Genomic DNA, 25,449 nt, shown 5'->3' on the forward strand with positions numbered 1-25,449 from the left:
AACAAAAGGTAATTAACGAATTGATAGAGTAGAAAGCGAGGTGAATACTAATGTTGATATATCATTTACGTGAGGCATACGAAAATAGGCGTGAACAGGAGTGTATTAGGCACGGAAAAATATACGTCAGAGTGTGGGATTGTCACGATGGTAGATATATGGCGACCGCAACAAACGGAATTGATTACGTTTGGAACTGCTATGCGACAACGCCGGAACTAGCGAAGGAGCTGGCGATTTTTAGACTAAAAAACCCCGGCCCATGCGGATTAGGTCGAGGCGATTTTAATTAGTCCGTCCGTGCCGTAAACGGTCACGTTGTAGCGGTCTTTTTCGAGGGTCATATCGGACTTGCGAGTAACAAGCGCAGACTTAACCGCATCCACTACGTCTTTTGCGTAGTCCTCAACGTATTGCTCGCTCGTCTTTTTGTCGATGTAAACGGAGATAATGTCGCCGGAGTAGTTAACGTTAATTTTCGATATGTCAAAGGCGGAGAGTTCTTCCGTGAGCACAGCGACGTCTAATTCAGCGCGTTCTTGATCCGACATGCTTTCTGCGGCTATCGGCTTGACCTCGCCCGCATTGCCGAAAAACATAGATGCAAGCCCAACGCCCGCTAGTAGTATAATAACGGCTACTAATACGATATTCTGTCGCTTCACATTGCCCACGCTCCCAACTCCGTATAATTATTCCTATTTTACCGTAAATTACTATGTATACGCAAGGGCAAGCGTAAAGGTTTCGCTCACCCTGCCGAAAATTATTTGCCTTTGCTACGCGCCTTCCGACTTACGTCGTTGTTTTTCCAATACGCCCATAGCGACGTCCCGCCTAAAAAGGCAAGCGATATAAACGTCGAAACGCCTTCCTCGTCGACTGGCAACACGCTTACGCCGGACATTTCGAGCCCGCTGTTGATTAACGCAAGTAATAGTAATACAAACCGCGTCACTGTGCCTGCTGTGATTCGTTTAACTTCGTTCATTATTTAACCGCCCCTTTCGATAGTCGATATAGCATCATAATCACTTGCCCACGTGTGCAAGCGTCATTTAGTCGTGTGCCGTCCGATACGCCAGCCGCCTTCGCCCAATCTACCGCCTGTTCTAGTTCGATTTCGTATGCAGACTTCGGCTTGGCTGGCGCAGGTGCCACTTTGCCAGTAATCGCCTTAACAATTGCGTTGACGATAGCGTCCATTTGCGCCATTAACTTACGCATGTCATCTGCGTTGTCGATAAAGCAAACTTCGATAAGGATTGAAGGTGCGTTAGTGTTACGGAGAAAATAAAGGTCTTGGCGTTGCTTTGCGCCACGGTCGCGATAACCGCCCGCCTTTGCGATGGCTGCCGATACTTTTGCCGCGAGCGCCTTCGTGCTAGCGCCGAAATGCAAGACTTCCGTGCCGGTACCCCCGCCCGCGTTAAGATGAATCGCAACGTCGAGCCGACCGTTTTTGATGACCGCGTTACACTTGCGCACTTGCTCGGCGAGGACTGCGTTTTTGTCGCCTGCGTCGCTCGTCGTGTCGGCGGTCTTTTGACCAACCGCGTTGAGCGCCTTGATTAGCTTATCCTTGAGCGTACGGGCGACTTCGTGCTCGCGGTAGCCGTTACCGCTTGCGCCCGGTGCCTTTGCGCTGTGGCCTGCGTTGACTGTGACGACTGAATACGTCATTATTGACCGCCTCCCATTTTATTTTTAATGTCGCGTAGCTCGTCGATGACCACGTCGTATTTGTCGCTAAACTTATCGAGTAAATCGTGTAGGCGACCTTCGCGGTCTTTGTTCGCCCGCATGACGTAAATAAGGAGCCATACGAAAAGAATCGCGAATGGCCCCTGCGTTAAGAAATATTTAATTGTTTCCGCATCCACCGATTACACCTCCGCGTTTAAAAATAAAAGGCCACGCGCGTGGCGTGACCGATACATTTTGTTGTAGCTACCGAACAGTATCTTCCTACAGTGTTAGACAGTCGCGCCTGTTGCGTCTACCCATCCATCATTTGTTTTATTTCTCCAAATTGGTTTGTTTAGAGTCGCATCAAAAAACATTTGACCTGTTTCTGTGCCTGTAGTTGGTCTATTATTTGTAATATCCTTTTCAATCATTTGTAACGACTTCCACGCAGAACCGTTATAATATTCGTATCTTTTTTTAGTCCGATTATAGTAGAAGTATCCTTCCTTGTTAGATAATACAATTCCCTCTTGAAAAGATAACCCTTTTATTTCTAGTATCGCTGGTAAATCTCCGCTATCGCTTATTACTTTTAAAGTATTATTATCTAATACTAGTAACCCAGCTCCTGCAACACCAGGCTTAACCAATTTTAACCGGTCATTTTTTAAATATGAGCGTAAACCTTCATCCAAATTAAGTTGTTGACCTTGTTTTAAAATTAAATTTTTTAGATTTATGGTATCTCCATTGGAGTTCTTGGTAATATCCACCCTGTTGACATTTTCTACAGAATCACCTTCAAGTAATCCAATACCCCACGTATTTCTTGAACTGATAGCTGAATAATATAAACGATACATGGAACCAACACGAACCATAGAAGCACGATACAATTCATTGTTATCCCAATTAGTAACACTGTCTTTCGGGGTAGGATATAAGAAAGTATATGTGTCATTAAAACTCATACCATCATTTGATTTTCCAAACATCAGAACTTGAGTTCGATTCGGTAGTCCGAAGTTTGTAATAGCATTTAAAATTAGATAATACTTACCGTCGGTGTCCTTAAAAACATCTAAATGCCATGGTCTAACTGAAGGTTCTCCCGTTCTATAACTAATAGGAACTAAAACAGGATTAGTCCAAGTTCCTAATTGTCCTGTCTGTGATTCTATATAATAAATGTTATATCCGTTCATATACCATAATCTATATTTTCCGTTTTCAAAGAGTATAGCAGGGGATAAAAACACTTTGTCAGTTGCATCCAATACAACTTCCCTTGCACTCCAACTTATACCATCTATAGATGTTTTTCTAAAGATTTTATCTACGACACCGTTTTTATTAAACCTATACCAACATTCTAAAACCCCATTGACCACTACTAAATGCGTGTCACTCATATGGTAACCGTCTGAAATTTCCTGTGCTGTCGGCTGATCTATGGGATTTGTTAAACCATTAGGCACAGACCATTGTATACCGTCATTAGAAACTGCTATACATGGATTCTCATAATCATCATCTGAGTTTGGATAAGGTGTGTGAGCCATCCAATATTTATAACCACTAGGTGCTGTTGCTAATGAATCAAAATATTTAACCGATGGATGGACGGTTTGACCACTACCATCATAGGTAGGTATTACTAATGATCTTTCAGCGTTTCTCTGAAACTTTTGTAATTGAACAGTTTCTGCCAACTGTTCGTTAAGGCGATTATACTCAGTGTCCAAACGGTCTTTTAAAGTCGGGTATGTCTGACCCTGTAGATTGTCTCGAGCGTCCACAATTTCAGTGTTTGAATCTCCGACTGTTGCTACCAAGTTGTCTATACGGTCATCTATATCATCTAGCGCTTTCTTTACACTGCTGTTTGTGTTATTACTGGCATTACCGTTATACGTAATATGTTGAGCTGCATGGGCGCTTGTTGACACTTTATGGGCGTCAATCTCGTCTTTACGTGCCTTAATTGCGCTATCAATTTTATCAGCATTTTCGTTTTGAATTGTAATGTCGTAATACTCATTTTCTAACGGTTTTTTAAACCCATAATTTGTAGTTTGATTTGGCATAATGTCACCGTCCTATTTTATCGTTTGTAATCATCGCGAAGAGCCTTTTGGGTTCTAATATCGATGTGTGAATGCAGCGAAAGTTCTGCATGTGTGTACTTACGCAGTTTTCTGTGCCAGTTATGCTTAGCAAATAGTTTAGTACGTAAATGCGCAGGCATTATTTGGCAGAGTAATCGCTCCAATTCTTCAAGATTTGCAGGGACCCCGTATTCACTCTTAAAGTCAATTTCAATTGTGTGTTGGGCCGGTATTTCAGTTACATCAATTTCGCCATACTCGTATGCACTAATAATTGATTTTAGTTCGACGGCATTTATCGTGTTATATCCTCGTAATTTCACCTTCACAACTGACCTTCGCTCATTTATCGGGACATTTTCGTCGGTAATAATGCCGACCAGCCGCTCCCAATAGGCTAACCCCCAGGTAGCTGTGTCGACGAAAAACTGCGCAAGAACATCCGCAACAATTTCATTTAATCTTTCAAATTCTTCAGATTCTACTTCAACAATAGCTCTTGACTGAATATAATCCTCGTATTCTTTAGGCATATATTCGAACATATCACGTTGAATATTCCGCGTAATCTCTGTTCCTAGGAGTTTCATGAGAATTCCACCGTTCCTATTACTCCAACTTGGTCGCCAGTTAATTCAATATTTGCAATCGCTCCATTAACGGTTAGGTCTTGGTAGTCGATGATTGGCGGTATATCAAGGAGTAGATTCGCTATACGAGTGTATCGAATTAGTTCGCCTGTAAACGCAATACTTTTTAGGTATTGGCGCAACGCCTCAGTAAATTGAGCTGTTACCTCTTCGAGAGTTACGTCCGTTGCTAGAGTCAGTGTGGCTGACACGTTGATAGATACCTCTTCCGCTCCGACAACAGTGACAGTGGCTCCTATCGGACGAACGTTTTCGATAAAAGTCTCGACATCGTCTATTGTCGTTTGTGGCGGCGCAGTCTTGTCCGTATCAAGCAAAACAACTTTTACTGTTCCTGGCCCGTTCCACAGTGGATGAACACGCGCGTCTCCTACTCCAGCGACTGATTTAGCCCACTGTAAATAATGATTTGCATTTCCGCTTGTTGCGGGTTTTTGGGCTTTCTCATAATATCTAGCTAGTAGACTTTCGTCAGACTCAACGTCGGTACCGCCGTCAAAATTCGCATTATTTATAACAGTAACGACCCCCGATAAATCACCTAGTACTAACGTTATCTTTTTCGCTGCCACATTCCCGATAAATCCTGCGTTTTCTGCTTCTGCCTCGACATCACAAACTCCGTCTGTAATAACACCTTCAGTGACAGTAGTAAAATAAATAGGCGTAACTGAGTCAGTGCTTACACGTGTGCCAACTGGAACAACCGTACCATCCGCTCCCATAAATGTCAGTGTCCCGACTGCTTTTACTGCCTCTTTTGGTATTACCCCTAATTCTGAGCATCGCAATTCGAGATATTCACGTGGTGTGTCTGCTGTAGCAAATCCGAAAGTAAGTACATTGTCTAACTGTCTAAAAACTTCTGCTATTTCAATCGCTGCTGGCCGTGTTAAGTCCCAAACAACAGAGCCTTGCCGTTTGTCGATGTCTTCGCTGACCGTAGCAAGCATTCGCTCGTGAATCGCCTCGTCCGTTTGGTTTTCAAATTGCGCCATTAAATCGTCACCCCTTCCGTTAATGTTGTGCCGTCGGCGAGTACGACGGTAAATTCGACGTATAGCCGGTCGCCCTCGCGAGTAATATCGAAATTAACAACGTCGTCCACACGGTCGTCGTAAATGAGCGCCTCACGAATGACGCGCGGAATCTCGACTTGTAATAACGCGTCCGACACGTCGGCGCCGATTAAGTCATCGAGTTCCGAGCCGTACTGGTCGTCATAAATTAAAAAACGAAACCGCGCCGTCTTGACCGCTTTGACGATGAACTGCCTTATCGCCTGCTCGCCGTCAATCAGACTGCCGATTTCGTTTGTGTTTGCGTTTAGTTGATACGTTTTCGACGGCGCTGGTCGTACTGTGACTTCCTCCGATCGCTCGTCGATTGGATGCAAAGGTGATAGCGCCATTAAGTCACCGCCTTGTCTAATACGTAATATCGTTGTCCTTTGTTTGCCGACGCAATAATCACACGGTCGCCCGCTTTGAGTGCGTGCGAGTACTCAATAGTGCTAGTTGTGCCGTTAATCTTGACTTGACGCGTGTGTGCCGTCAGGTGCTCGGCGATTGCGTAATCATCGGGGTCTAAATCATATTTCATTCCGTCCACGTTTATTCGCATATTTGGGGGCGCAGATTTAACCGTGCCGAGTTTAATTTGGACGTCTTGGTTGTAGCCGACTTTCCGAAAAAGTTGAATGGCTTTACTGTCGTGACCGCCTTCTAGTCGTTCGTCAATCATCAATGCTCGCCTCCATTTCCGGCAAATCATCCGTTGCGGACAACGTGAGCGTGGTTTGGTAGCCATCCGTGCCGAATGTGTGCGTGTCTTGCGTTATATAGTAATCTCCGATGATGCCTGTCATTGGTTCTCGCACACGCATCGACGCCCCTGCGACCGCCTTAGTGTTACCGATACAAGTTACCTGTGCATCATCGTTTATCGTACCGAGTTGCTTTAGTAATTCACGCGCACGTTGCTCAACCTGCGACTTCGATAATTTTTCGTCAACACTTTCGATGTGTTGCATGACACCGAATTTCTTACGCAGTGTGTCGTCTTTAACCGTGATAATAATCGGCGATTTTTCATTTCCGCCGACAACCTTTACTTGCGTTTTCAAGTCCTCGATTGATTGCGAGTATGATGCCGAAATCAAGTTACTACCGACGAGAATCTGCCCTTCGATAATGTGCTCCTTTCGCTCTTTCAAGTAGAGTTTTCCGAGATGATTGTAAATAAAAAAGCGCCGCCCGTTTTGCTTTTTCGTTAGGGTCAACGCTTTAATAATAAAGTCGTATAGAGTGTCGCCTGTCATGTGTAACTTCGGTATGACGTAGCCCGTGTCGCTAATGGCGCCGACTGGAATACCGAAATCGCTACACAAACGCTTTGCAATATCGGATGCTTTAACGTTAGTAAACTTACGCTCGTCGTTCGACTTCGTTAAATAGACGTTTTCATCATAGGCGGTAATTGATTGCTTGCCGTCAGAGTCGATTGTGTCGGCGTAAACTAACCCGCGAAACAAAAACTCACCATTATGATAGAAACGCATTTCCTTTCCTTTTTCGATGATAATCATCCGTGTCCGCCCGTTAATCGTATTCGACATATTTACGCTAAGTGTGCGATAAGCTTGCGCCACATCGCCGCTCCACGTTACCGACTCTACTAAATCGGTAATCTCGCGATTATCGTAATAGACTTGGATATTCGTAAAGCCCGGGTACTTAACAACGTTACGCATTCGGTATCACCAACTTTTGCCCGGGATAAATTAGATTCGGATTCTTGCCGATGACGCTTTTGTTTGCGTTGTATATCGTCGGCCATTTCGCTCCATTTCCGTAGATAGTGGGCTTTGCGGCAATCTTCCACAGAGAATCGCCTTTAACGACGGTATAAGTTTTTGGCGGGGATGCTGGCGACGACGGGCGCTGTTTCTGTGTGCTTGCATTCGACACAGTAACCGACTTAGGCAGCTCGATAAAACGAAACTCTTTAAACCGCAACTCGTAATATATATCGCCAGGCCCTCCTGCTTTGTCGGGCGTGTACGTAAACTCACGAATCGTTACCGCCTCGTTTATTGGCGTGCCAGTAATTGTCAAGCGCATTGGTCGACGCGTGTCTCGCCACCGCTCGAGCGTTTCTACGAAGGTCCACGGCGCAGGGAATCCGTTATACTCGCAATAGACCGGATTATAATCACGCGGAAAAAAAGATGTGAACGAATACTCTTTAAGCCCTCGTTCGCCAACGATGGCGTATTCTCCGAGTTGTGCGATGTTTATGTCGGAGTGACCAAACGGACTACTGACGTTAATAGATTCGGGATTGACAGGCAGGCGTAACCGCTCTGCGCCGTTGTTAAACGAAAGCCAAAATTCGATTGACATTACGCACCCGCCTCCCATGCCGCTTGCCATTTTCGTACCAATGCGTCGCCGATTGCGTCAATGTCGGCGTCCTCGCGCACGATGATGGTGTCCGCTAGTTTTGCGATTTGCAGACCGCCCATACCTTTCGTGTACTCGCGATTTTCCTCCGGCGTTAGCACACGCTCACCCTTGTGTAGTGTCGCTTGAAATCCGTTGTAAGGTACGTTTGATAGCCCGCTTGCGAACGACTTTCCTTTGCCTTTTTCTTTAATTTTCTTTTTCGTTTCTTTCGTATGCCCAGGCAAATCGATTTTTCCGCCCGATACCCACTTCAACGCGTAGCCGACAGGGTCACTAATTAACTGCGCAAGCCATGAACTCTCAATCGAATTTTTTACACCGCTTATAATTCCTTTACCGATAGCCGACCCGACGCTTACTGCCACAGGCACGATCACTTCTATCGACGCTTCGATAGCGCCAATCAGTATTTCGATTAGGTCTGACGCCGTATTTTGGATTTTCTCACGTCCGCCTCCGTCCAACCATTCGAGGAATTTAGCGTAGACATCGCCGATTACCCATTCGACCTTTCCGGCGAGCGTTGTTTGCGCTTGGAACTCCGGGTTGTTTTGGATGGACTCAATCCACTTTCCGATCCCTTTTGCCGCCGAAATAAATCCTTGCGCAATGTTCTCGAGTATCTTAGCGCCCGTCTTTTTGAAGTTTTCGAAGCGAATTTGCTTGGCGAACGTCTGCTCAAAATCGTCTTTCGGCAACAACTGACGCCATTTGTCTAGTTCATCTTTAGACATCTGTATACCTACGATATCCTTGAGGACTGTTCGAATGCGTTGCAAAGCAGGCATCCCAATGTCGCGCAAAGCAACCTGAACGTATTCTTTAATTTGCGCCCACAAACCGAGGGTCGTTCCGCCCATATCGTCGATTAACTTTTGCGTCATACCGATTTTATTGAAGTATTTATCTAACGCATCCAACTGGTCGGGCACGTCTAGTTTCTTAATTTCGTTCATGACCTTCCGCGGAAATTCGAAACGACGAACCATTGAAATCGCATCTCCGGAAAACATTTCACGCAAGGCGAAAACAGCTCCTTCAACCCCTTGATACGGGTCAATCGCCGCCATCCTCTCCGCTAGCGACCAAGCTTTTTCTAGTTGCTTCATGTCCTTGCCAATCGAGGTTAAAAACGATTTACTATTCGCTAACATGTCTTGAGAGTTCATAATCGGGCTATCCACAGCAAACCTGTCGACCATATCCATGTACTGCTTCCCGAGAACTTTATCATCAAGAATCGCCGAGATAGTAATGGAGCTTTGCTCGTACTTAGCCGCGGCGCCAATCGTTTCCTCAAAAATCTTCTTTGCTCCGGTGACAGCCGCATATGCTCCAACAAGTCCGTTTAAACCAGTCGTAAGACTGCCAACCGCACGTATCGGAGAAGTAAACGCCCTACCTAGACGTGATACTGAGTTTGATGCATTTCCCGTTTGTCTAACAAAACGGCCCATGCTATCTCGTAAACGCCCTTGATTGTCTCGCCAAATATCCGTTTGTCTATTGGCGTTTTGAGTGGCGCGAGTGATACTGTTTAGAGCTCGAGTGAACTGCGACCCATCTAATCGCAACACCGCTCGTAAATCAAACGCCATCTATTTTCCTCCTTTCTCCCGTAGTTCCATTTCGATGTCATCCGATGCATACATAAGAATACGCACCTTTTTCGGCTTTTTCCGTACCTCGTCCGGCGGGATATGGTGCATTTGGTAAACGCGGTGTAAATAACCCGCTTCACCACCCGCCTTAATTAGTTTTTTGCTTCTTCGATAAGCTCCTCGTCGTCCGTGTCATCAAATCCGCTTAAGCGCAAAACTGCTTCTTGAAGCATGATAATTTCGCCGGCAAACAGCGCTTTTCGCACACAATCACCCGCGTCCACCGCCTTATATTTCGCAAGCATTTTCGCATGTCCAAAGTCGATATTTACGCAAGCCCTCGCGATTAATAGACCGTTAAAAACATCCGCATCAAACTCTTGCTTTCGGCTCTTTCCTTTTCCCACATAATGGGTTGCTTGCTCTCGTAATTCGTTGATTTCTTCTTCTAATAGCGCCTTAATTCGTATGTGATCGTCGAAACGTTTAATGTATACGTCCTTTTCAACGTTCATATCAGCGCTAAGAAACGCATCTAGTAAATTACTCATCTATCATCATCCTTTTCGGTTATTTTCGAGATTAAAAAGGGCGAGCGAATGCCCGCCGCACTATTCGAGGTATTCGAAGCCCGTAAATGTAAAAGGCGTCTCCTCAGTAACGAGGCTTCCAACCTCGTAAGATAGAATCGGAATCGAATCGAACTGCACGCCTTTTAAGCGTACCCACGTCTTACCTTCGTGGTTTTCGGGGTCGTCAATTTTCATAACGAGTTCAGTCACAAATGCGCCTTGACTATCGTCGGCAACCTGTGCGATTTTCTTTGCGAGTTTGTTCGTAATTTTATAGCCCGTCATATTTCCGCTATACGTAATCGTTGTGACTTTATGTCCGACAACACGAGTGCCCGCGCGGAGTACTTCTTCTTTGTTGATTTCACCAGTTGCTTCGGCTTGTGTGACGTTTGTCAGCCAGTCGCCGTCGGCATCAATCATTTTTCCAAACGACCCGTTAATCGTTTTTGTAGCGTCTAACATCGTTTATCTCACCGTCCTTATTGCGTTGTAATGGTTAAGAATATACGTTCCATCGAGTCGATTTCCGTAAATGCAATCGCAAGGAAAACCATGTCGCCTTTTGATTCGCGCTCGGGGTCAAGCGTTACAGAAATGTCCGTAAGCACGTTGTTCACTTCGAGCGTTTCCAGGTACGCCTTTATGGCGTTAATTAAAGCCATTTGACCGTCCTCGTTGTTGTCGATTTTGCCGATATAGTTATCACGAGCCGTTTTCTCAATATCGGTCGCAACCGCTTGACGTGCTCGCACTTTGCGAATTTTAGCCTTACTTGTCGTCAGTCCTTGCTCGACTTTTACCTTATCGCCATCATGTACGAGTACGAGCGAGCCTTTTTCGAGCGCTGTCACGATTTCGCTATTACGTAATCGTTTCGTCACATCGTCTACTGGCACGGTCGCATAAGTAATCGAGCGATTAATCGGAGTCCCTGCGATGAGTCCAGCAATGTACGCCGCATATTCGGCGCTTGTGTAGTCTTTTCCGTTAATCGTGACGCCTGTGATTAGATTGACCGTTGCATCATCGGCGAATTTCGTTGAGCGAGCGTTACCTACCGCTACGTCTTGGTCAGCCGCCGAATCTCCGCCAGTTACGAAAAAGAAATGCTTTTTCTCCGTCTCATTACGTTTACGCCACGCCACCGTTGCGTCCTGCTCGTCGGCGGTTACCTCGCCGTCGTATACAAATACGTTAAACGGACGCGCCTCGAAAGCCTCACGCATTTCGATGTAGTCCGGTGCTGTCGCGTCGGCTGGCATCGTGTAAACGAGCACTTCTTTCGCGCCTCCGGCTAGTGCAAATTTGACCGATTGAATGTTCTCTTGCCCGAATAAAAGAAGTGCGTCGCCTTCGCGCTCAATCGTGTAGAACGATTTCTCTTTCGCCTGCCCGGCGAATGCCTTTAACGGAATGGCCACCGTGCCTCGTGCGCCGCCCGTAATCTGCGCAATTGCTGCGTCTTTAAAATTCGTATATATTCCGGGCCGTATCGGCAGCGCCGTTGGGTCCCACTGTTCAATCGCCATTTATTCGTCCCCTTTCGTTAGTTAATTCGCGGATTTACGACCGCGATTTTTTCGTATTGCTGTTGCGTCCGAGCCTCGCGAACCTCAACGTTTAAAACGCCAAGTATCGCGTTCGCCCCGCCTTCCGTTTTGAACGGTTGCGAAAACGAAAAAGACCCGATACGCATATAGCGCAGCGAGCCTTTTATCGGAATCAAAAAACCGTCATTCAATTTTCGTTCGAGCGCCTCGAATTTCGTCAGACAATCGAACTCATTGCGCCCGAAATAGACGATTTGAAAGTCGTGGTCGAGTCGGTAATGGTAGTTTGTTTCGCTTGAACTGCCGCCAGCAATAAACCGAATTGAAAGCTCATTCATTTTCGGCTCGGCGGGAATTCGCTGATAGTAAACGTTAGCGCCAGGAAACAACGGTTCAACAACTTCCGCAATAGATTCGATTTCATTCGTAATTGACGCCAACTTACCAACCTCCCCGCTGTAATTCGTATTTAATTTCGTCCTCTATCATGCGCAAGTATCGGTCTTTGTTTTGTTCGGCGGGCTCTTCGAGAAACTTTTCGACCGTGCCAGGGTGACGTAATTTCTTACCATCATCCGCCATGTGACCTTCGTGAATATAGTAGCCGTAGTTAAAACGGCCGCCTCCGCCCCTTGCGGTCGCATTGCCGACGACGATAACTTCGCTCTCGAGCCCTTTCGTATCCGCCTCGCCGGAGATTTGGCGTCGTAAGTTACCGGTATCCAGTGGCGCCACATCGCGGGCTTCACGTACCCAATCGTCCTTAATGTCGCCCATCGCTCGCTCGGCACCCTTTGCCGCTAGTTCAGGCGATTGTTCGAGTAACCTCACTAACGGCGCCAAGTTTAAGTCGATGCTAAATCCGCCATTTCTCGCCATCATTTACACCTCCACTTCCGTCAATAGCGTTTTACCGTTCAGCCCGCGTATACGATTGATATTTAACGGCAGGTATTTGCGCTCATTGCCGGATTCGTCGGTGTAGTATAGTTCGTCGGTCAAACGGATGTCTACGAATTTATCAAAAAGCAACTGCGCCGAACTAACGACCTCTGCGGACGTAACCGAGTTAGCACCGTCAAGCGACGATGTTCGGCGAGTTAGCTTCGCCCCTTCTTCCATTCGGCAATTAAGCGTAAATTCGACCGGCGGAGTAACTTCGTTGCCCCACCGGTCGGTTTCGCCTTTACGCTTGATGGTGACGGTCTGTTTTAACGGTATAATTGCCACGCTACATCACCGTCCATTTCACGCGTTTTGCCTTCGAACTCCCGCCGAGGTCGATGCCGTTTTCAACTCCGATTAAATGTAAGGCTGACGGAGGAATTAACGACTCAAGGTCGTCAGCACCGCCGTTAAACGTAAATTGAATGCCGGAAATCGAGAACGACTTGACTCCGTTTTGTTTTTGCACGTTCGTATCGTTGAAAGCCGTTGCTAAAACCGCTGCGTATTCATATACCGCATTATCCGGTATTGTATATTGCGGGTAGACTCGTTTAAGCGTTGATTCTGCGACATTTAACAACCGTTGTTTTTTCGCATCGTCGCTATCAGTCCAATCCTCGATAACAATAACGTTTTGGTCGATGTATAAGTCCGCATCATTTATAGTGACCGCCATTCGAAAACACCTCCGTTAATTATTTTCCGGAGGCTTTCTTAGGCGCTGATTTCGGCTTAGTTGCTGGTTTTACTTTCGGCGCATCCTCCGTTTTTGGTTGCTCTTTTTCGGTTTGTTGCACTACGTCAGACATCGCCTGCAACACCTTGATTTCGTCCGCATTATCAGTGACATACGTGCCATTACGGAAACTTTTTAGTTGATTATTTGCGTAAAAACTAAATTCTTTAAACCGCGATTTAAAAACCGCCATTGGTTAACACCTCCGGTCGTTCAAGTAATCAAGCCCGCCGATAGACGGGCCTTACAATTAAGCTAAACCTTTGATACGTGCGTGAGCCTTTTCTTGTTGTAACATAGTTGTATACTCACCAACGATTTGACCTTCGTAGTAGTCACCTTTCTTACCAAGGTACTCGTGCGCGAAGTCACGTCCAGTTAACGGATGAATCGACATCCTATTCGCATCCACAACGAATAACTCGTCAGCCGCAAGGTTGTTGTTTAGTACGATTTCCGCTTGTCCGAAGTCAGATACGAAGTGGTCTACTACCTGACCGCGTCCATTATCTAAACGGTCGATATTAACTTTCGCAGCATCAAACGCAGAAATAGCACGCTTTTGCTTTGCGCCAACTACGATTTTGAAGTTACCGCCGTTTGAGAAACCGCCTTTTTCGTAGATTTTTTGGAAAGCATCGTTAATCTTATCAGCGTCTAAAGCTGCGTTACTTGCGTTGATTACGTTTGTAACGATAGTTGAACGAATACCGCCCATTTGACGAGTTAAGCCGTCTTGGGACTCGAATTTAACTCCGTTGATTAATGCTTTTTCTAATTGAAGCGCTAACTCAAGTTGCTTTTTCTGCTTTTCGTATTCGTATAAGTCGTCAAGTCCGTACTGAGAAACTACTGCCGCAGTACCGCTGATAGAGATAGTTTCGTCGAAAATTTGCGTAAAGTTAGATTTACGAGCGCGTGGTTTGAAGCGAGCTGCCCTTGCGTCAGCACCCTCGACACCTTCAACGAATTGTACTTCAACAACTGCTCCGGAAGTGCTAGCTGCCGCTGTAGTTCCCGCGTACCCACGAGTTACAGTTAAGTCGTTATTAGAAACCGCTGTTACTTTTAATAACTCTTCACCAATTTTAATTACGTGGCCCGCGCGGAAGATAGAACCGTCTGCCACAGCTACGGTAGTGTCCGCATCAGCTAAATCAGCAGTAGTTGTTGATTCATCGCCGTACATTTCGTCCTCAAACCATACGTGCTCGACTTGAGTAACCGGCGTGCTAAATCCTAGTAAACTTAAAAATGGGGTTTGGTGCTCGTTTAGTAATAGAATTTCATCCGTTACCGATTCGCGTTTCCCGATTAATTGACCTGATTGAATTTTAGACATTCGTAATGTCCTCCTTTAGTTTTGTTTAATAAAAAAAGCGCCATATAGGCGCCTATCCGTTTAACTCTCGTTTTAACTTTGCGTATGCGATTTTATCTTCCGGCTTCCCGGACAGACGGGCTTTTTCCGCAGCCTCTTTCAATAATTGTTCGGCGGTCTTTTCGGAACGGTCATAGTTACCGTTACTACTGTCGCCGATTTGTTTCTGTTGTTTTTTCGCAACTAGAAACGGTTTATTGTCAACGAGCGTTTTGACCACTTCATCCATTCCGACTACTTTTCCGCTCTCGTCGATTGTTACCGCGGATAAATCAGCGAGCGCGAGTGCGTCGTCAAGATATGCGATATTGTTGCTCGTAGCAACCTTAATAAATTCCGTGCGAATACGCTCCTTTTCGGCTTGCTTGCGAATAGCGTCGAGTTCCGCTTGTAATCCGTTTTTCTCTTCCTCGTATTTCTTCGCGATTTCCTCAAGCCGCTCTTTTTCGCTTAATTCCGCAAGACGTTTTTCCTCGAGCAATTTCTCGTATTCCGAAGCTTTCGTCTTTACTTCGTCATAGTCAGCGTATCTTTCGAGTTTCTTGCGTTCGCGTGCGATGCGTTCCACAACGATTTTGTCGAGTTCCTCTTGCGTAAATGTTTTCGGAGTATCGTCCGACTTCACTTCGTCAATTACTTCGGTTTTGATTTCTTCGCTCATTTCGTACCTCCACGCTTAAAGTCCGAGTAGACTATATATTCCGTTTAGTTTAACGACGTAACGTTCGGTCTTATAAACAAACTTACATCCCGTTAATTTCGCGTAAAACATCGGGTAAAGTATCAAGTCGCCTTACGGGCGTTACGACATGCCGGCAATTTGGATGAAATATTTCACGTCGAGGCAAGTCGCCGATATACGGGTAATCTCCGTCAGCATCGCGCGTTAGTTTAACTATTTTGCCTTCGTAAAATTTACACGCATCAATCGCGTTGTGACGACTAATGACTCCGTATAGTGCGTCGCGCGATATTCCGTCATTTATAGCCGCCTCACGCTGAGCACTCGCCATCTTTGTACGAACAACCATTTCAGCGTAGACTTGCGGTTTCCATCTCCGATTACTAGCGTCAATAATGCCAGTATTCAACGAATCTCCTAATCTAGCGCGCAACTCTTGAACAATTTCGCGCTTCAAGGTTGCCGTAGCATTTACGCCTTGCGTAAGATTCGAGCGCATAACTTCCGCGGTTACCTCACGAACTGCAATTCGTACTTTTCGGTCAACGTTTTGAGTAATCTGCAGTAAATCCGATTGAGTGTCTGCGACCGCAGTTTTAATTAAGTCTTGGTTAAGCCGATTAAACTTCATAATCTTCTCGGCTTCCGACAGGCTAGTCGCAATGCCTAACGCGATTAACGTCCTTGTTATTCCGTCGCTTACTGCTTGGGGGATATACCGCTCAACCCATCCTAGCGCGCTTTTGTCTAAGTCTTTTAGAATCGCCTTGACGTTATTCAACGTTGCGCGCGTTTGAGCCCTTTCAAATTTCGTAAGGTCAACTCGGCTCAACTCAGCCCTTAGATCATTTAGTGCTTTTTCGTAATAACCTACTAATAGGCTGACCTCGTAGTCATATTTGGGCGTCGGGATTTCTCGGAAATTTACCATTAACTATCACCGCCGGCACTATCGTTGAATACTGTGGCGTCAACAAACCCTTCGACTCGTCTTTCGTCAGCATCAATACGACTGAGAATTTCGTCAGCTTTTTCGTCGTCAACGCTATCCTGGCGCTTAATCGCCGACTTGACATCAATCGTGGGCTTTCCGCCAGTGCGTAGATTCATAATCTCCGCTTCTTCTTTCGCGTTCTTCGGAATGCCGTCTTGCCAGTTGATTTTCGGGTAAACCGGCTCAAAATCGAAATCTCCGTGAACTGTATCGAGGATTTGACACGTCCACAATGCGTCGCGGATTGCTTTGTCATAGTGCGTTCGAATTCGCTTAACTTTCGAAAGTATCGGCATAAACCGCGCTTTAATCGCTGCACTATCCGTATGCGACGTTCCAGTGCCTCCACTATTTTCGCCGAGCACCGTACCGAATAGCCATTGCGGCGTTTCAGATAACTGAAAGACTAGCGAAATGAGCACCTCGAGCTCCTTAAACGCCGACGTTAACTGACCGTCCCATGTCATATAGCCGGGCGTTGCGTCGTCTTTGCTGACCGGTATATAAATACCGCCGATTTTCGTTTGCCCTACGCCTTCAAGTTCGGGACCGTATGCCGTCGGGTCGCTGTGCTTCCATAGGATATAGTCGATTTGCACAAGGCGGTCGTTAATCGCGGCAAGCAACGTTTCGATTTTTTCAAGCCCTCCCACGCCGTACCATTCGTCGTCTACCGACTTATACGGAATGTGATGTACGAGTAAATGAGGCACGCCAGTTTCGACGATATCCTCGGCTTTGCCTGTCGGGACCCTTTCGCCAATCTTGTAGACTTGTAACGGGTAGCCCCACGACATATCGACGCCGCCTTCGTATTCGTGCAAGCGATAACGTTCGTAAATGATAAAGCCGGGCACGTGTCGCTCAACGTTTAAAAACGGGATTTCTTCGCGTTTACTCACGACGTATTCAACCGTGGCAATATTGACCGCTTTGTACGATTTTACGTTACCGCGCGATGTTTCGGGGAATACGCAGTCAGCCGCAACGTGCTCGATGACCGGCTCCATTTCGATGTTTTCCGGTATTGCGAAGCCTAGCTTTTCAATCTCCGAAAAATCCTGCCGGTAGCCATACCGCGTTTTAATCCAAGCGTCGCCGCGATAGCCGTTACCGATTGCGTTTTCGTGAATCAGCTTGATTAAATCGTTTTCCTCGACGTAATGGTTAAGGCGTTTTTGTTGCGGCGTGTCGTCCGGCAAACCCGACTCGAAACTCGGCGGTTCGCCTACGAGCAAATCGGCGGGCTTCGTCACGATGATGTCGGCGAGATTGACCGCGATATAAAGCATTTTTAATTGTGGCGCGTGCGGCGTATCTTTTAGAATTGCCGATGCTCGTTCGTATACTTCCGCGTGGCGACCTTCGAATAACTTTTTCATTCGCTTGTATTTCGAGATTCGCTCACGGTCGGCAACCGGCGGAAACTCTTCGCCCGTCTGAAACGAGTCGTACGTCTGAAATACTTCGCCATTGTCCGCGCGTTTTTCGATTTCTCTTTTCGTATTAAAGCCGAGCACTATTAATTACCCCCTTTCACTTTAGCTGCGTCTTCTATGCGTTTATTGGCGATTTCTACGTATTCTTTCTCGCGTTCTATGGCGATGAAATTTCGGTTAGTGTTTACACAAGCAACCGCAGTACTACCGCTGCCCGCAGTCAAATCCACTACAGTATCACCCTCATTACTAAACGTTTTTATTAAATCTTCAAGCAATAACACCGGTTTTTGGGTAGGATGATATCCACTATAATCCTTTTTGTATTTAAGGATATTAGACTTGTATTTATTCCCTTCCCATAAATTAAACGTAGAAGGATAGTTATTACGATTACTATCTAAGGCATCTTGTTGTGCTTTTACCACTTCTTCGTAAGATATTTTGAAACGTCCTGTTAAAGCTTGTAGCTGACACAGATATTTTTCATTAGGTACTCTAAATTGTTTACCGCGGGTAAAGAAGTGACTTGCGTGTGTTGTGCCTAGTTTTTCGCAAATCTCTTTAATTGTTAATCCACATTTTTTAAATTCGGTATAAAAGTATTCCTGCAATACGTGTCCAGTTTTATCTTCTTCATACTTGCTAAACACTAAAATATCCTCGTAAAAACTAACAGGAGCCTTTCTACACCCTAATGCGTTCGCAAAACTATCTTTCTCCCAAACCATGCGATATGAAAAAGGAACTTTCGAAATGGCCTCGGATATTAATCTCGTTGTATAAGGCTCCTGACTAAATAACACCATCTTGCCATTCTTTCGTAAAATCCGATTAGCAATCTCGTAAACCTTCTCGGGTTCTATTACCATATCCCAGCCGTTAATACCTAACTTTCGTCCTCCGTCCGTGTTCATATTACCGTAGGGTAAGTCGGTCAGTATTAAATCGACACTTCCGCTTTCTATTCCTTTACTTACGTCAAGGCAGTCGCCTTGCGTTACTTTGTTTAATAAGTCGGTCAATTAAACTGCCTCCTCCGCGTTCTTGGCATAAAGAAAACGCCGACTATTTTCAGCCGACGATAACCACTTATCGTATTGAGTTTTCGTATTACCACCGTATCCGTATTTTCCGTGGAAGTCTTTATGACAATCTTCGCAAAGTGTAACGCCATTATCGACGTCTAATCGTTTCTCCTTTGCGATGTTCCACCCATCTAAGTGGTGTGAAACTAGATTTCCGCCCCTACTATCTCCGCAACACTGACACGAAAAATTATCTCGCTTTTTGACTGCGAATTGCCATGCTGTGTAACCAGGAAAAGCCCGCGTAGTTTCGCGTTCTTCTTTTGATAAATCGGCGTTGTAATTCCAATGTCCTGACCCACTCATTTTTATAAATTTACAAATTGGGCAACGGTATCCTTTGTGTATAAAGTCAATCGGGTTTACTTCGTACTCGTGACCGAAATCACATCGTAACTTAGCTTTTTTAAAAGCGCCGTTAACTTCGGAGATTAACGTATATCCATGTACATTTTTCGCCACATAATCGTTAAATTCTTGAGTACTTAATCGTTCATTTCCAGCACACTTAGCACAACCGTAACCTTTGTTTACGACGCTTTGTACTCTTTTCCTCTTAACGTGTCCGCACTTCTTACACTGCATTAACGCATTTTCTTTTTGGCTTCGAACTTCCTCAAGTACGATAAAACCTCTCTCGGCTATTATTCTCGCAAACTCTTCCGGTGTCCTCATTATTTTTCCCATTATCATCATCCCCGTATATGATTTCCCGTATTTTTAAACTGGCGGAAAACACAATCGGGATTTGTGCTTTTCGAATCCGATAGCTAGTCGGCTCCTATTCCGCCTATGTAACTCGCCGGGGAAGCGAGTGCTATCCGTTCAGCAAGTCGTCTAATTCTTCCAACTCTTTCTTTAAATCGTCGTTAGTACGAGAACCAGTCGATTCAATCGTTTCGACTTGCGTTTTTTGTGTAAGCATGCCGAACCTTTGTAGATAAAGCGAAATTGCTTTAACTGACGGCTGACTTCCGTTAATCAACTTCATTAACTGCCCGTAAACGCCCGAGCGATACTCCGCGAGAAAATCGTCGGCGATTTCGTTCTTGTAGTCGATGAAATTCCGATTCTTTTTCCGCCACTCCCAAATCGTTTTATATGTGACGCCGACTTCTTCCGCAATTTCCTCTTGCGTGCGTTTTTCATCGTTACTGCGCAAGTCGTTTTCGACCAATAAAAAAGCCGCCTTCTGTTGTTGGGCGGTTAATTTCGATTCGAGCTCCTTCAATCGTTTTGACGCCATGTTGCGCGCCCTCCTTTCGTTATAAATAGCTTGGTTTAACCGCGATTCTTGCTTTCGGTTTAAAGATGTTGTCGACCGCCATTTGTAGCGCGTCAATTGAGTCGTCGTGGTCGCCAAATGGGTATTGCGCCATTTGGTCGAGTAATAACGTATGCCTATCGTTAAGTACAAGCGTTTTATTATGCAAAATAGGTTCAAGCGATTCAATCCGCTGCTCCTTTGATGACTTCTGATTCTTGATATCGTTAATACGGCATTTGTAAACGCCCATCACTCGCGCTTTCTCTTGTAGCTGGCGATAAAATTCGTGATATGCGTTGATAGTCTCGACGTTGAATATTCGTACATTAAACTGCTTAATCTTCGCGATGGCTACGTCGATGTAAGTGTGCGCTGGCTCTTTCGATGCGTGTTCGTCAAGAACAAAAATTAAGCCGGTAGGCGAGTGCTTACCGACAATAATTATCGAGTTATAGTCCGACCGCTTATTCTTCCCCATAGCGATATCCCATGCGCCTACAACATAAAGGTCTTCCATCGGAATGCGCTTATCCTCGTAAGAAATAAACGTCCTGCCGTTCTCATAAACGTAGTGATATTTCGCGTAGTTGTCCGGGAAGAAAAACTGCTCGTCCTCACTAAACGCCAAGTTACGATACTCCGAATTATATGCCCGCGTGCCCATGTTTACTTTTTCGTGCATTAGCGCGCGATATGACCATCGCCACGGCCATGCGAGTTCTACGCCTTCTTCTAATTCGTCCTTATTGGCGTTGTAAAACTCGTCGACTTCCTCCATCGAATCGGCGCGTGCGTATACTTCGCAATACTGCTCCCATAGCTTCGGATTCGACGGCTCGCTGATAACCGCGCCATGAAATGACGACTTGAAGTCCTTTCGTTTGAGTACGTGATTTAATAGCCCCGTAGCGCTAACCATTGTACCGACAAGCACTATCGCAGTTGACGCCGACCCAATCGGCACCACAACCGAGTTAAACCAATGCACCAACTTTTCGCGTGCTTCCTTTGTACCCTCGTTGTTCATCGACGAAGGGTCGTCAATAATTACGAGGTCAGGACGCACAGCACCGTGTCTTTTTCCGCGTAATTGCTTACCGGACGAGGACGCTTCCACGAGCGTATTTGACGTAGTAATGAACGCCTCTTCGTTATCCTTTTCGTTCATCTGATTGCGTTCATGCAACAGCATGCCGAAATCTTCGCGAAATAATGCGTTGAATTTTAGCTGCTTATTAATCCAGCCGATTAACTTTTTCGACAACGAGTCGGTTTCGGAAATCAGTAGAATGTATCTACGTTTGCGAAACGCCACTTGATGCAACGGAAATGCATTCGAAAATACGCCCGATTTGGAATGTCCACGGGCCGCAGCTATCGCTAGTCGTGCATTGCGTTCAGCTTCGTTTACGTGGTCGCACAGGTCGAAAAATTCACGATGAATGGGCGCGATTAATTCGATTGGGTCGTGCGCTGTTCCGTCGTCACTGTGGCGAATGACGTTGTCGTCGTTGCCGGGATTGCCTCCGTCGCTCAAGTATGTATACGTAAAATAGGCGATGTCTACCTCGGCCCGATGCACGCGTTTTAGCTTCGCCAGCTCTGTCTTGTCGTGCCGGAGCATTTCGACGTGGTATTCGGTAGCTTTACCGGATTTAACAAGCATGACTAATTTGCGCAAACGCTCCGTTAGCAAATCAATTCTTTGCGCTCGTTGGTCACGGTCGAGCCATTCACCGTTGATATACGCCATGTTAGCGTCCTCCTTTCCGTTGGGAATCTTCGTAAATACAAAAAAGACAACCGCTAGGCATCCGATTGCCTTTCGTCTATCTGCGAAAACGCCCCGAGTTTGAAAAATTGTTCGCAAATTCCGTACGTCAAATTCCGAAAAAATAAAAAGTGGGCTTGGGGGTTTTTGAATTCAGTATTCACTCGGATGCATGAACGATTGTATATTAGTGTATTGTATATTCAATTCTAGTAGACATAATACTTATTATGAGGAATTCACCCCGTTGCATAACCGCGCCATATCAACGTTTGTCGACCGCCCCTATTCCGCCTTTATGCACGATTTTATACATCGTTGTCACACCGCCATTCCCACGCTCCCATTCCGCAGTATTTCCCGCGATTCATGCATACGGAAGCGACACCACGATTGCATACGATTTGCATAAAATAGCGCTAACCCCCCTGAGTTTTAGGCGGTCGCGTCCGGTAGAGGCTCCTCGCGGATAAATTAACCGTTCCGCATTACGGCAACTAACGAAGGCTATCCGCCATTATTCCGCGTTCCTTCTTATTAATATATCTAACGGAATCCTTAACGTAATGTCGGGCGAAGTCTCCGCACTCCTTTCCGGAGCGTATACGCAATGTAAGCCAATAGTAATATCCGTCTCATTACCGTGCTCCTTTCCGTTTGTGTAACGCAAAATAACCCGGCACGATTTTCGTACCAGGCGCGTTTGCCTAATTCCTACGAATGGGAATTGGCGCTATCTTTTTATTCTTATTAATACTCTTTGCGATAAGATATACCTATATACGCGTATTCGTTATTACTAAAGACGGCGCCGAGTGAATGAGCGTTAGCGAATGAACTCGCGCAATCTTTATTATTATTAATTCGTTATTATTACGTTGTTCTTATTATATTCCCGCATTTAGGAATTGATTAATTCCTACGAATGGGAATCGATTAATTCCCGCATTTAGGAATCGGGCGCCATTCGCTCATACAACGGCATATACATCTTCTTCGCGTGCCCATGCCACGGTATTTTTCGCGTCACCATCACGCCTTCACTGACGAGTATGTCGATGAGCCCTTTGATGCGGTCTTTGTGTATGCCGGTGTCCTCGGCGATTTGAGCCACGCTAGGAAACGCCCACATATACGCCCCACCTTCGCTTTGCCCGTTCGTATACGCGTGCATATAGCCGTACAAAACCACGCAGTCCCTCGCAGTCTGTCCGCCGTACTTCGCCTTTAATTCCGGCAGCAACACGCGGTAAATATCGTGTGGCACCACGGCATAGCCGCCGCTGGCTAGCACGCTTTCTTTTTGACGCAAAGCCTCTTTCGCAAATTGTTCCAATATAATCGCCCTCCACGTAAATTAATTCGACTTATAAGCGTTAAAATACATAATTACGCAGGCTTTTGCGCCTGCCACTTCGTCAGCAATTCGTCAAGCTCGCTGCTGCGTTTGTACTGCCAAAACTTGCGCAACGTCTTTTCGTTTAGCCCCACGCAAATAAAGCGCTGGCCGTGCGTTTGTAGGAACGCCTGTAAGTTCGGCGAGTAGCAATAGTAGAATTCGTTCATTCCGCATAACCTCCGTTAAATTAAAAATAGCGCAGCGCTCGGAAGCATTCCGCGGATGGTCGCTAAGATATATTGACCGGCGTTGGTCCGCTTACTTTCGCAGAGGCGTATCCGGTTCTATTGCTGCGCAAATAAAAAAGCCGCCAACTTTGCGCTGATGAGCGCCAAAATCCCATCCGCCATGTAGTGGTTCGGAAGGTCGGGCGGAGCATACCCGCCTCATGCGTTTACCTTTCGATAAAGACCCCTAGGGCCTTATACTCCTAGTCCAAACATTTCACGGAAAAGTAAGCCGATTTAACGCAAAAAAGCGCCCCAATCCTTAGGACTGAGGGCGGGGGCTAATCTTTTTTAAATTTTTCATCGTATTCCTGAATTGCTTTTCCGTAGTACAATTCTTCTCCTTTTAGTCGTGCCTCAATAGCTTTTTCTAAGGTGTCATATATCCCTAAATAAATATTTTTACCTTTATACCCTAATTGTGCCATATACTTAGTTTTGTCTTTGTACTTCTTTGTAGTAACTCCTTTTACACCAGTCGTATTATTTTTTTGTATATCCTTTTTTAAAAATGGGACAAATAATTCATCAAAAGTATGCACGGTTTGAGCCTTTTTCATGGACTTACTTCTCGATTCGTTTTGCAGACAGCCACATGATTTTTTTGTACCGTCACGCAAATAATAACTTTGCACATCTATAGTATTTCCGCAATCACATTTGCATGTCCAAACAGCTTTTTTATTGATTGTCCCTTTTAACTCAACAACTGTAAGCCGCCCAAATCGCTGACCCTTTAAATCAATTACTGTTCCGCACCCACAATGTGAAGCAGTACCATCATTAAGGTATGCGGTTTTCACAATTCTAGTATTTCCGCAATCACAGAGGCAGAGCCAAGTTTTAGCTCTACCCTTTTTCCCGTGATACTCTTTAACAACTAATTTTCCAAACCGTTTACCAATCATTTCATTATTCATTTTTTCTTAACTACCAAACGGGGTTCTCTTCGCTCAAGAACCAAACCTCATTAAATTTTTCTTTGTGGGCATTTTCGTATGCTGTAAAAAATTCTTGGTCTGTGCAAGGAGCCATTTCATCGTGCAGATTTTCTCTAATTTCATCATCCATGTGTTCTACAGCTTGAGCAAAATCAATTTCAACACCATTTAAATTCTTAACCATCTTTCTAACCTCCAAATTATTTTTATGTAAGACCCATGTTTTCCCGATTTTTTTAGCTTCTAGTTTTCCTGATGCACACATATTTTTTACGGTTCCTGGAGCTAGTCCGAGGATTTCAGCAGCTTCTTCCACACCGATTATGTCATGTAACAAATAAATCATTCCTTCTCTTATATTAACTCAATTACTACCGCATCAACGATTCTAATTTCGTTATCGTCGCTCCAGTCTAAGTCTGTATACGTGCTGTTCCCTGCAATTATCGCCTTAGTAAAACCCATATATAAATCAGTAGCAACTACAGCCTTCTCAATTCTTTCGGCTAATTCCTTAATATCTTCTTCGACTGTATCGTTGTCTAAATAGTCAGTTCTTACTTCTATTGCGCAAGTGCCACCGGCCTTTAAACCTGTTGTATAATAAGTTGAGCAATCTTCTTCTCTGTCCCACTCGTATGACTGTCTGCAAGTATCCCCAATATTATAGTTTTCATCATCCGTTAAAGACCTAACACCAGCAAATCTATAGCCTTCTTCATAAATTTTTCTCGCAGCTTCTAAGTAGTTCATTATCATTCCCTCCCTCTTTTATGCGTTATCGCATTTCCTATTTATAATATATCACATGCGTTATCGCATTGTAAAGTATTATTATAAACTTTTCGAAATTTTTTTTTTGACAATTAAGTGACATTAAAGGAAAATCCTGATAAAAAAGAGAACCCTCTTATTAAAGAAAGGAGGGTTCTCGAT

The 25,449-nt window shown here is 45.2% G+C and carries 34 protein-coding genes; 1 reads left to right on the forward strand and 33 read right to left on the reverse strand.

Annotated features, from left to right (window positions below; translation table 11 throughout):
• Nucleotides 1-50 precede the first annotated feature (50 nt).
• Nucleotides 51-293 carry a hypothetical protein gene (locus tag J2S07_RS05885; RefSeq protein WP_307149478.1) on the forward strand — a complete coding sequence of 81 codons (243 nt, stop codon included), beginning with the start codon at nucleotides 51-53 and terminating at the stop codon, nucleotides 291-293.
• Here J2S07_RS05885 and J2S07_RS05890 read toward each other — a convergent pair.
• From J2S07_RS05890 to J2S07_RS06050, 33 genes are all read right to left on the reverse strand, one after another.
• The gene (locus tag J2S07_RS05890; RefSeq protein ID WP_307149479.1) at nucleotides 270-674 is read right to left on the reverse strand and encodes a hypothetical protein; all 405 of its coding nucleotides are present in this window, start codon (nucleotides 672-674) and stop codon (nucleotides 270-272) included. The two genes, J2S07_RS05885 and J2S07_RS05890, sit on opposite strands and share 24 nt — an antisense overlap.
• A 92-nt stretch (nucleotides 675-766) precedes the next feature.
• Entirely contained in the window at nucleotides 767-991 is a 225-nt protein-coding gene (locus J2S07_RS05895; protein ID WP_307149480.1) for a phage holin, read from the reverse strand.
• Nucleotides 991-1,683, reverse strand: a complete 693-nt coding sequence (locus J2S07_RS05900) for an N-acetylmuramoyl-L-alanine amidase (protein ID WP_307149481.1) — start codon at nucleotides 1,681-1,683, stop codon at nucleotides 991-993. The genes J2S07_RS05895 and J2S07_RS05900 overlap by 1 nt, the downstream gene beginning before the upstream one ends.
• Complete coding sequence (locus tag J2S07_RS05905) at nucleotides 1,683-1,883, reverse strand: BhlA/UviB family holin-like peptide (RefSeq protein WP_307149482.1); 201 nt, start codon at nucleotides 1,881-1,883, stop codon at nucleotides 1,683-1,685. The genes J2S07_RS05900 and J2S07_RS05905 overlap by 1 nt, the downstream gene beginning before the upstream one ends.
• 93 nt (nucleotides 1,884-1,976) lie before the next feature.
• Nucleotides 1,977-3,776 (reverse strand): glycoside hydrolase family protein, encoded by a 1,800-nt coding sequence (locus tag J2S07_RS05910; protein ID WP_307149483.1) that lies wholly within the window; start codon nucleotides 3,774-3,776, stop codon nucleotides 1,977-1,979.
• Nucleotides 3,777-3,793: 17 nt separating this feature from the next.
• Complete coding sequence (locus tag J2S07_RS05915; protein ID WP_307149484.1) at nucleotides 3,794-4,387, reverse strand: putative phage tail protein; 594 nt, start codon at nucleotides 4,385-4,387, stop codon at nucleotides 3,794-3,796.
• A complete protein-coding gene (locus J2S07_RS05920; protein WP_307149485.1) occupies nucleotides 4,384-5,238 on the reverse strand; it encodes a baseplate J/gp47 family protein in 855 nt (284 codons plus the stop codon). Before J2S07_RS05920 ends, J2S07_RS05915 begins: the two co-directional genes overlap by 4 nt.
• Nucleotides 5,239-5,444: 206 nt before the next feature.
• Nucleotides 5,445-5,858 (reverse strand): DUF2634 domain-containing protein, encoded by a 414-nt coding sequence (locus J2S07_RS05925; protein WP_307149486.1) that lies wholly within the window; start codon nucleotides 5,856-5,858, stop codon nucleotides 5,445-5,447.
• A complete protein-coding gene (locus J2S07_RS05930) occupies nucleotides 5,858-6,190 on the reverse strand; it encodes a DUF2577 domain-containing protein (RefSeq protein ID WP_307149487.1) in 333 nt (110 codons plus the stop codon). The genes J2S07_RS05925 and J2S07_RS05930 overlap by 1 nt, the downstream gene beginning before the upstream one ends.
• On the reverse strand, nucleotides 6,183-7,199 hold the full coding sequence (locus J2S07_RS05935) for an XkdQ/YqbQ family protein (protein WP_307149488.1): 1,017 nt from the start codon (nucleotides 7,197-7,199) through the stop codon (nucleotides 6,183-6,185). The genes J2S07_RS05930 and J2S07_RS05935 overlap by 8 nt, the downstream gene beginning before the upstream one ends.
• Nucleotides 7,192-7,851 (reverse strand): LysM peptidoglycan-binding domain-containing protein, encoded by a 660-nt coding sequence (locus J2S07_RS05940; protein ID WP_307149489.1) that lies wholly within the window; start codon nucleotides 7,849-7,851, stop codon nucleotides 7,192-7,194. The genes J2S07_RS05935 and J2S07_RS05940 overlap by 8 nt, the downstream gene beginning before the upstream one ends.
• The gene (locus J2S07_RS05945) at nucleotides 7,851-9,512 is read right to left on the reverse strand and encodes a hypothetical protein (protein WP_307149490.1); all 1,662 of its coding nucleotides are present in this window, start codon (nucleotides 9,510-9,512) and stop codon (nucleotides 7,851-7,853) included. The genes J2S07_RS05940 and J2S07_RS05945 overlap by 1 nt, the downstream gene beginning before the upstream one ends.
• Before the next feature lie 155 nt (nucleotides 9,513-9,667).
• Nucleotides 9,668-10,066, reverse strand: a complete 399-nt coding sequence (locus J2S07_RS05950; protein WP_307149491.1) for a phage tail assembly chaperone — start codon at nucleotides 10,064-10,066, stop codon at nucleotides 9,668-9,670.
• Nucleotides 10,067-10,126: 60 nt separating this feature from the next.
• A complete protein-coding gene (locus J2S07_RS05955; protein ID WP_307149492.1) occupies nucleotides 10,127-10,552 on the reverse strand; it encodes a phage tail tube protein in 426 nt (141 codons plus the stop codon).
• 17 nt (nucleotides 10,553-10,569) lie between these two features.
• Nucleotides 10,570-11,619 carry a phage tail sheath subtilisin-like domain-containing protein gene (locus J2S07_RS05960; RefSeq protein WP_307149493.1) on the reverse strand — a complete coding sequence of 350 codons (1,050 nt, stop codon included), beginning with the start codon at nucleotides 11,617-11,619 and terminating at the stop codon, nucleotides 10,570-10,572.
• Between the two features lie 17 nt (nucleotides 11,620-11,636).
• A complete protein-coding gene (locus J2S07_RS05965) occupies nucleotides 11,637-12,080 on the reverse strand; it encodes a hypothetical protein (protein ID WP_307149494.1) in 444 nt (147 codons plus the stop codon).
• A gap of 1 nt (nucleotide 12,081) precedes the next feature.
• A complete protein-coding gene (locus J2S07_RS05970; RefSeq protein WP_307149495.1) occupies nucleotides 12,082-12,519 on the reverse strand; it encodes a hypothetical protein in 438 nt (145 codons plus the stop codon).
• Between the two features lie 3 nt (nucleotides 12,520-12,522).
• Nucleotides 12,523-12,870, reverse strand: coding sequence for a hypothetical protein (locus J2S07_RS05975; RefSeq protein ID WP_307149496.1), 348 nt, complete (start codon nucleotides 12,868-12,870; stop codon nucleotides 12,523-12,525).
• A gap of 1 nt (nucleotide 12,871) precedes the next feature.
• Complete coding sequence (locus tag J2S07_RS05980; RefSeq protein WP_307149497.1) at nucleotides 12,872-13,264, reverse strand: hypothetical protein; 393 nt, start codon at nucleotides 13,262-13,264, stop codon at nucleotides 12,872-12,874.
• 19 nt (nucleotides 13,265-13,283) lie between these two features.
• Complete coding sequence (locus tag J2S07_RS05985; protein ID WP_307149498.1) at nucleotides 13,284-13,517, reverse strand: hypothetical protein; 234 nt, start codon at nucleotides 13,515-13,517, stop codon at nucleotides 13,284-13,286.
• 57 nt (nucleotides 13,518-13,574) lie between these two features.
• A complete protein-coding gene (locus J2S07_RS05990; RefSeq protein WP_307149499.1) occupies nucleotides 13,575-14,666 on the reverse strand; it encodes an SU10 major capsid protein in 1,092 nt (363 codons plus the stop codon).
• A gap of 52 nt (nucleotides 14,667-14,718) precedes the next feature.
• On the reverse strand, nucleotides 14,719-15,366 hold the full coding sequence (locus tag J2S07_RS05995) for a phage scaffolding protein (RefSeq protein ID WP_307149500.1): 648 nt from the start codon (nucleotides 15,364-15,366) through the stop codon (nucleotides 14,719-14,721).
• A gap of 82 nt (nucleotides 15,367-15,448) precedes the next feature.
• Nucleotides 15,449-16,318, reverse strand: coding sequence for a phage minor capsid protein (locus J2S07_RS06000; RefSeq protein ID WP_307149501.1), 870 nt, complete (start codon nucleotides 16,316-16,318; stop codon nucleotides 15,449-15,451).
• A complete protein-coding gene (locus J2S07_RS06005; RefSeq protein WP_307149586.1) occupies nucleotides 16,318-17,673 on the reverse strand; it encodes a phage portal protein in 1,356 nt (451 codons plus the stop codon). Before J2S07_RS06005 ends, J2S07_RS06000 begins: the two co-directional genes overlap by 1 nt.
• Nucleotides 17,674-17,903: 230 nt before the next feature.
• Nucleotides 17,904-18,845, reverse strand: coding sequence for a DNA-methyltransferase (locus tag J2S07_RS06010; protein ID WP_307149502.1), 942 nt, complete (start codon nucleotides 18,843-18,845; stop codon nucleotides 17,904-17,906).
• Nucleotides 18,846-19,595, reverse strand: a complete 750-nt coding sequence (locus J2S07_RS06015) for an HNH endonuclease (protein ID WP_307149503.1) — start codon at nucleotides 19,593-19,595, stop codon at nucleotides 18,846-18,848.
• Nucleotides 19,596-19,725: 130 nt separating this feature from the next.
• Nucleotides 19,726-20,154 (reverse strand): phBC6A51 family helix-turn-helix protein, encoded by a 429-nt coding sequence (locus tag J2S07_RS06020; RefSeq protein ID WP_307149504.1) that lies wholly within the window; start codon nucleotides 20,152-20,154, stop codon nucleotides 19,726-19,728.
• A gap of 19 nt (nucleotides 20,155-20,173) precedes the next feature.
• Nucleotides 20,174-21,928 (reverse strand): phage terminase large subunit, encoded by a 1,755-nt coding sequence (gene terL / locus J2S07_RS06025; protein WP_307149505.1) that lies wholly within the window; start codon nucleotides 21,926-21,928, stop codon nucleotides 20,174-20,176.
• Nucleotides 21,929-22,895: 967 nt separating this feature from the next.
• On the reverse strand, nucleotides 22,896-23,282 hold the full coding sequence (locus J2S07_RS06030) for a helix-turn-helix domain-containing protein (protein WP_307149506.1): 387 nt from the start codon (nucleotides 23,280-23,282) through the stop codon (nucleotides 22,896-22,898).
• A gap of 53 nt (nucleotides 23,283-23,335) precedes the next feature.
• A complete protein-coding gene (locus J2S07_RS06035) occupies nucleotides 23,336-23,512 on the reverse strand; it encodes a hypothetical protein (RefSeq protein ID WP_307149507.1) in 177 nt (58 codons plus the stop codon).
• Between the two features lie 341 nt (nucleotides 23,513-23,853).
• Nucleotides 23,854-24,492: a hypothetical protein gene (locus J2S07_RS06040; RefSeq protein ID WP_307149508.1), complete on the reverse strand. Its 639-nt coding sequence runs from the start codon at nucleotides 24,490-24,492 to the stop codon at nucleotides 23,854-23,856.
• Between the two features lie 10 nt (nucleotides 24,493-24,502).
• Nucleotides 24,503-24,829: a helix-turn-helix domain-containing protein gene (locus J2S07_RS06045; RefSeq protein ID WP_307149509.1), complete on the reverse strand. Its 327-nt coding sequence runs from the start codon at nucleotides 24,827-24,829 to the stop codon at nucleotides 24,503-24,505.
• Between the two features lie 38 nt (nucleotides 24,830-24,867).
• Nucleotides 24,868-25,266: a hypothetical protein gene (locus J2S07_RS06050; RefSeq protein ID WP_307149510.1), complete on the reverse strand. Its 399-nt coding sequence runs from the start codon at nucleotides 25,264-25,266 to the stop codon at nucleotides 24,868-24,870.
• Nucleotides 25,267-25,449 lie beyond the last annotated feature (183 nt).

Source organism: Anoxybacillus andreesenii (assembly GCF_030813005.1).
Classification (GTDB): domain Bacteria; phylum Bacillota; class Bacilli; order Bacillales; family Cytobacillaceae; genus Robertmurraya; species Robertmurraya andreesenii.

Excerpts from the sequence above, each read along its gene's own strand:
- J2S07_RS05885 (WP_307149478.1), top strand. The coding sequence starts at position 51 with ATGTTGATATATCATTTACGTGAGGCATACGAAAATAGGCGTGAACAG.
- J2S07_RS05895 (WP_307149480.1), bottom strand. The coding sequence starts at position 991 with ATGAACGAAGTTAAACGAATCACAGCAGGCACAGTGACGCGGTTTGTA.
- J2S07_RS05900 (WP_307149481.1), bottom strand. The coding sequence starts at position 1,683 with ATGACGTATTCAGTCGTCACAGTCAACGCAGGCCACAGCGCAAAGGCA.
- J2S07_RS05910 (WP_307149483.1), bottom strand. The coding sequence starts at position 3,776 with ATGCCAAATCAAACTACAAATTATGGGTTTAAAAAACCGTTAGAAAAT.
- J2S07_RS05915 (WP_307149484.1), bottom strand. The coding sequence starts at position 4,387 with ATGAAACTCCTAGGAACAGAGATTACGCGGAATATTCAACGTGATATG.
- J2S07_RS05925 (WP_307149486.1), bottom strand. The coding sequence starts at position 5,858 with ATGGCGCTATCACCTTTGCATCCAATCGACGAGCGATCGGAGGAAGTC.
- J2S07_RS05930 (WP_307149487.1), bottom strand. The coding sequence starts at position 6,190 with ATGATTGACGAACGACTAGAAGGCGGTCACGACAGTAAAGCCATTCAA.
- J2S07_RS05935 (WP_307149488.1), bottom strand. The coding sequence starts at position 7,199 with ATGCGTAACGTTGTTAAGTACCCGGGCTTTACGAATATCCAAGTCTAT.
- J2S07_RS05940 (WP_307149489.1), bottom strand. The coding sequence starts at position 7,851 with ATGTCAATCGAATTTTGGCTTTCGTTTAACAACGGCGCAGAGCGGTTA.
- J2S07_RS05945 (WP_307149490.1), bottom strand. The coding sequence starts at position 9,512 with ATGGCGTTTGATTTACGAGCGGTGTTGCGATTAGATGGGTCGCAGTTC.
- J2S07_RS05950 (WP_307149491.1), bottom strand. The coding sequence starts at position 10,066 with ATGAGTAATTTACTAGATGCGTTTCTTAGCGCTGATATGAACGTTGAA.
- J2S07_RS05955 (WP_307149492.1), bottom strand. The coding sequence starts at position 10,552 with ATGTTAGACGCTACAAAAACGATTAACGGGTCGTTTGGAAAAATGATT.
- J2S07_RS05960 (WP_307149493.1), bottom strand. The coding sequence starts at position 11,619 with ATGGCGATTGAACAGTGGGACCCAACGGCGCTGCCGATACGGCCCGGA.
- J2S07_RS05970 (WP_307149495.1), bottom strand. The coding sequence starts at position 12,519 with ATGGCGAGAAATGGCGGATTTAGCATCGACTTAAACTTGGCGCCGTTA.
- J2S07_RS05980 (WP_307149497.1), bottom strand. The coding sequence starts at position 13,264 with ATGGCGGTCACTATAAATGATGCGGACTTATACATCGACCAAAACGTT.
- J2S07_RS05985 (WP_307149498.1), bottom strand. The coding sequence starts at position 13,517 with ATGGCGGTTTTTAAATCGCGGTTTAAAGAATTTAGTTTTTACGCAAAT.
- J2S07_RS05990 (WP_307149499.1), bottom strand. The coding sequence starts at position 14,666 with ATGTCTAAAATTCAATCAGGTCAATTAATCGGGAAACGCGAATCGGTA.
- J2S07_RS05995 (WP_307149500.1), bottom strand. The coding sequence starts at position 15,366 with ATGAGCGAAGAAATCAAAACCGAAGTAATTGACGAAGTGAAGTCGGAC.
- J2S07_RS06000 (WP_307149501.1), bottom strand. The coding sequence starts at position 16,318 with ATGGTAAATTTCCGAGAAATCCCGACGCCCAAATATGACTACGAGGTC.
- J2S07_RS06005 (WP_307149586.1), bottom strand. The coding sequence starts at position 17,673 with ATGCTTTATATCGCGGTCAATCTCGCCGACATCATCGTGACGAAGCCC.
- J2S07_RS06015 (WP_307149503.1), bottom strand. The coding sequence starts at position 19,595 with ATGGGAAAAATAATGAGGACACCGGAAGAGTTTGCGAGAATAATAGCC.
- J2S07_RS06020 (WP_307149504.1), bottom strand. The coding sequence starts at position 20,154 with ATGGCGTCAAAACGATTGAAGGAGCTCGAATCGAAATTAACCGCCCAA.
- terL (WP_307149505.1), bottom strand. The coding sequence starts at position 21,928 with ATGGCGTATATCAACGGTGAATGGCTCGACCGTGACCAACGAGCGCAA.
- J2S07_RS06035 (WP_307149507.1), bottom strand. The coding sequence starts at position 23,512 with ATGAACGAATTCTACTATTGCTACTCGCCGAACTTACAGGCGTTCCTA.
- J2S07_RS06040 (WP_307149508.1), bottom strand. The coding sequence starts at position 24,492 with ATGAATAATGAAATGATTGGTAAACGGTTTGGAAAATTAGTTGTTAAA.
- J2S07_RS06050 (WP_307149510.1), bottom strand. The coding sequence starts at position 25,266 with ATGAACTACTTAGAAGCTGCGAGAAAAATTTATGAAGAAGGCTATAGA.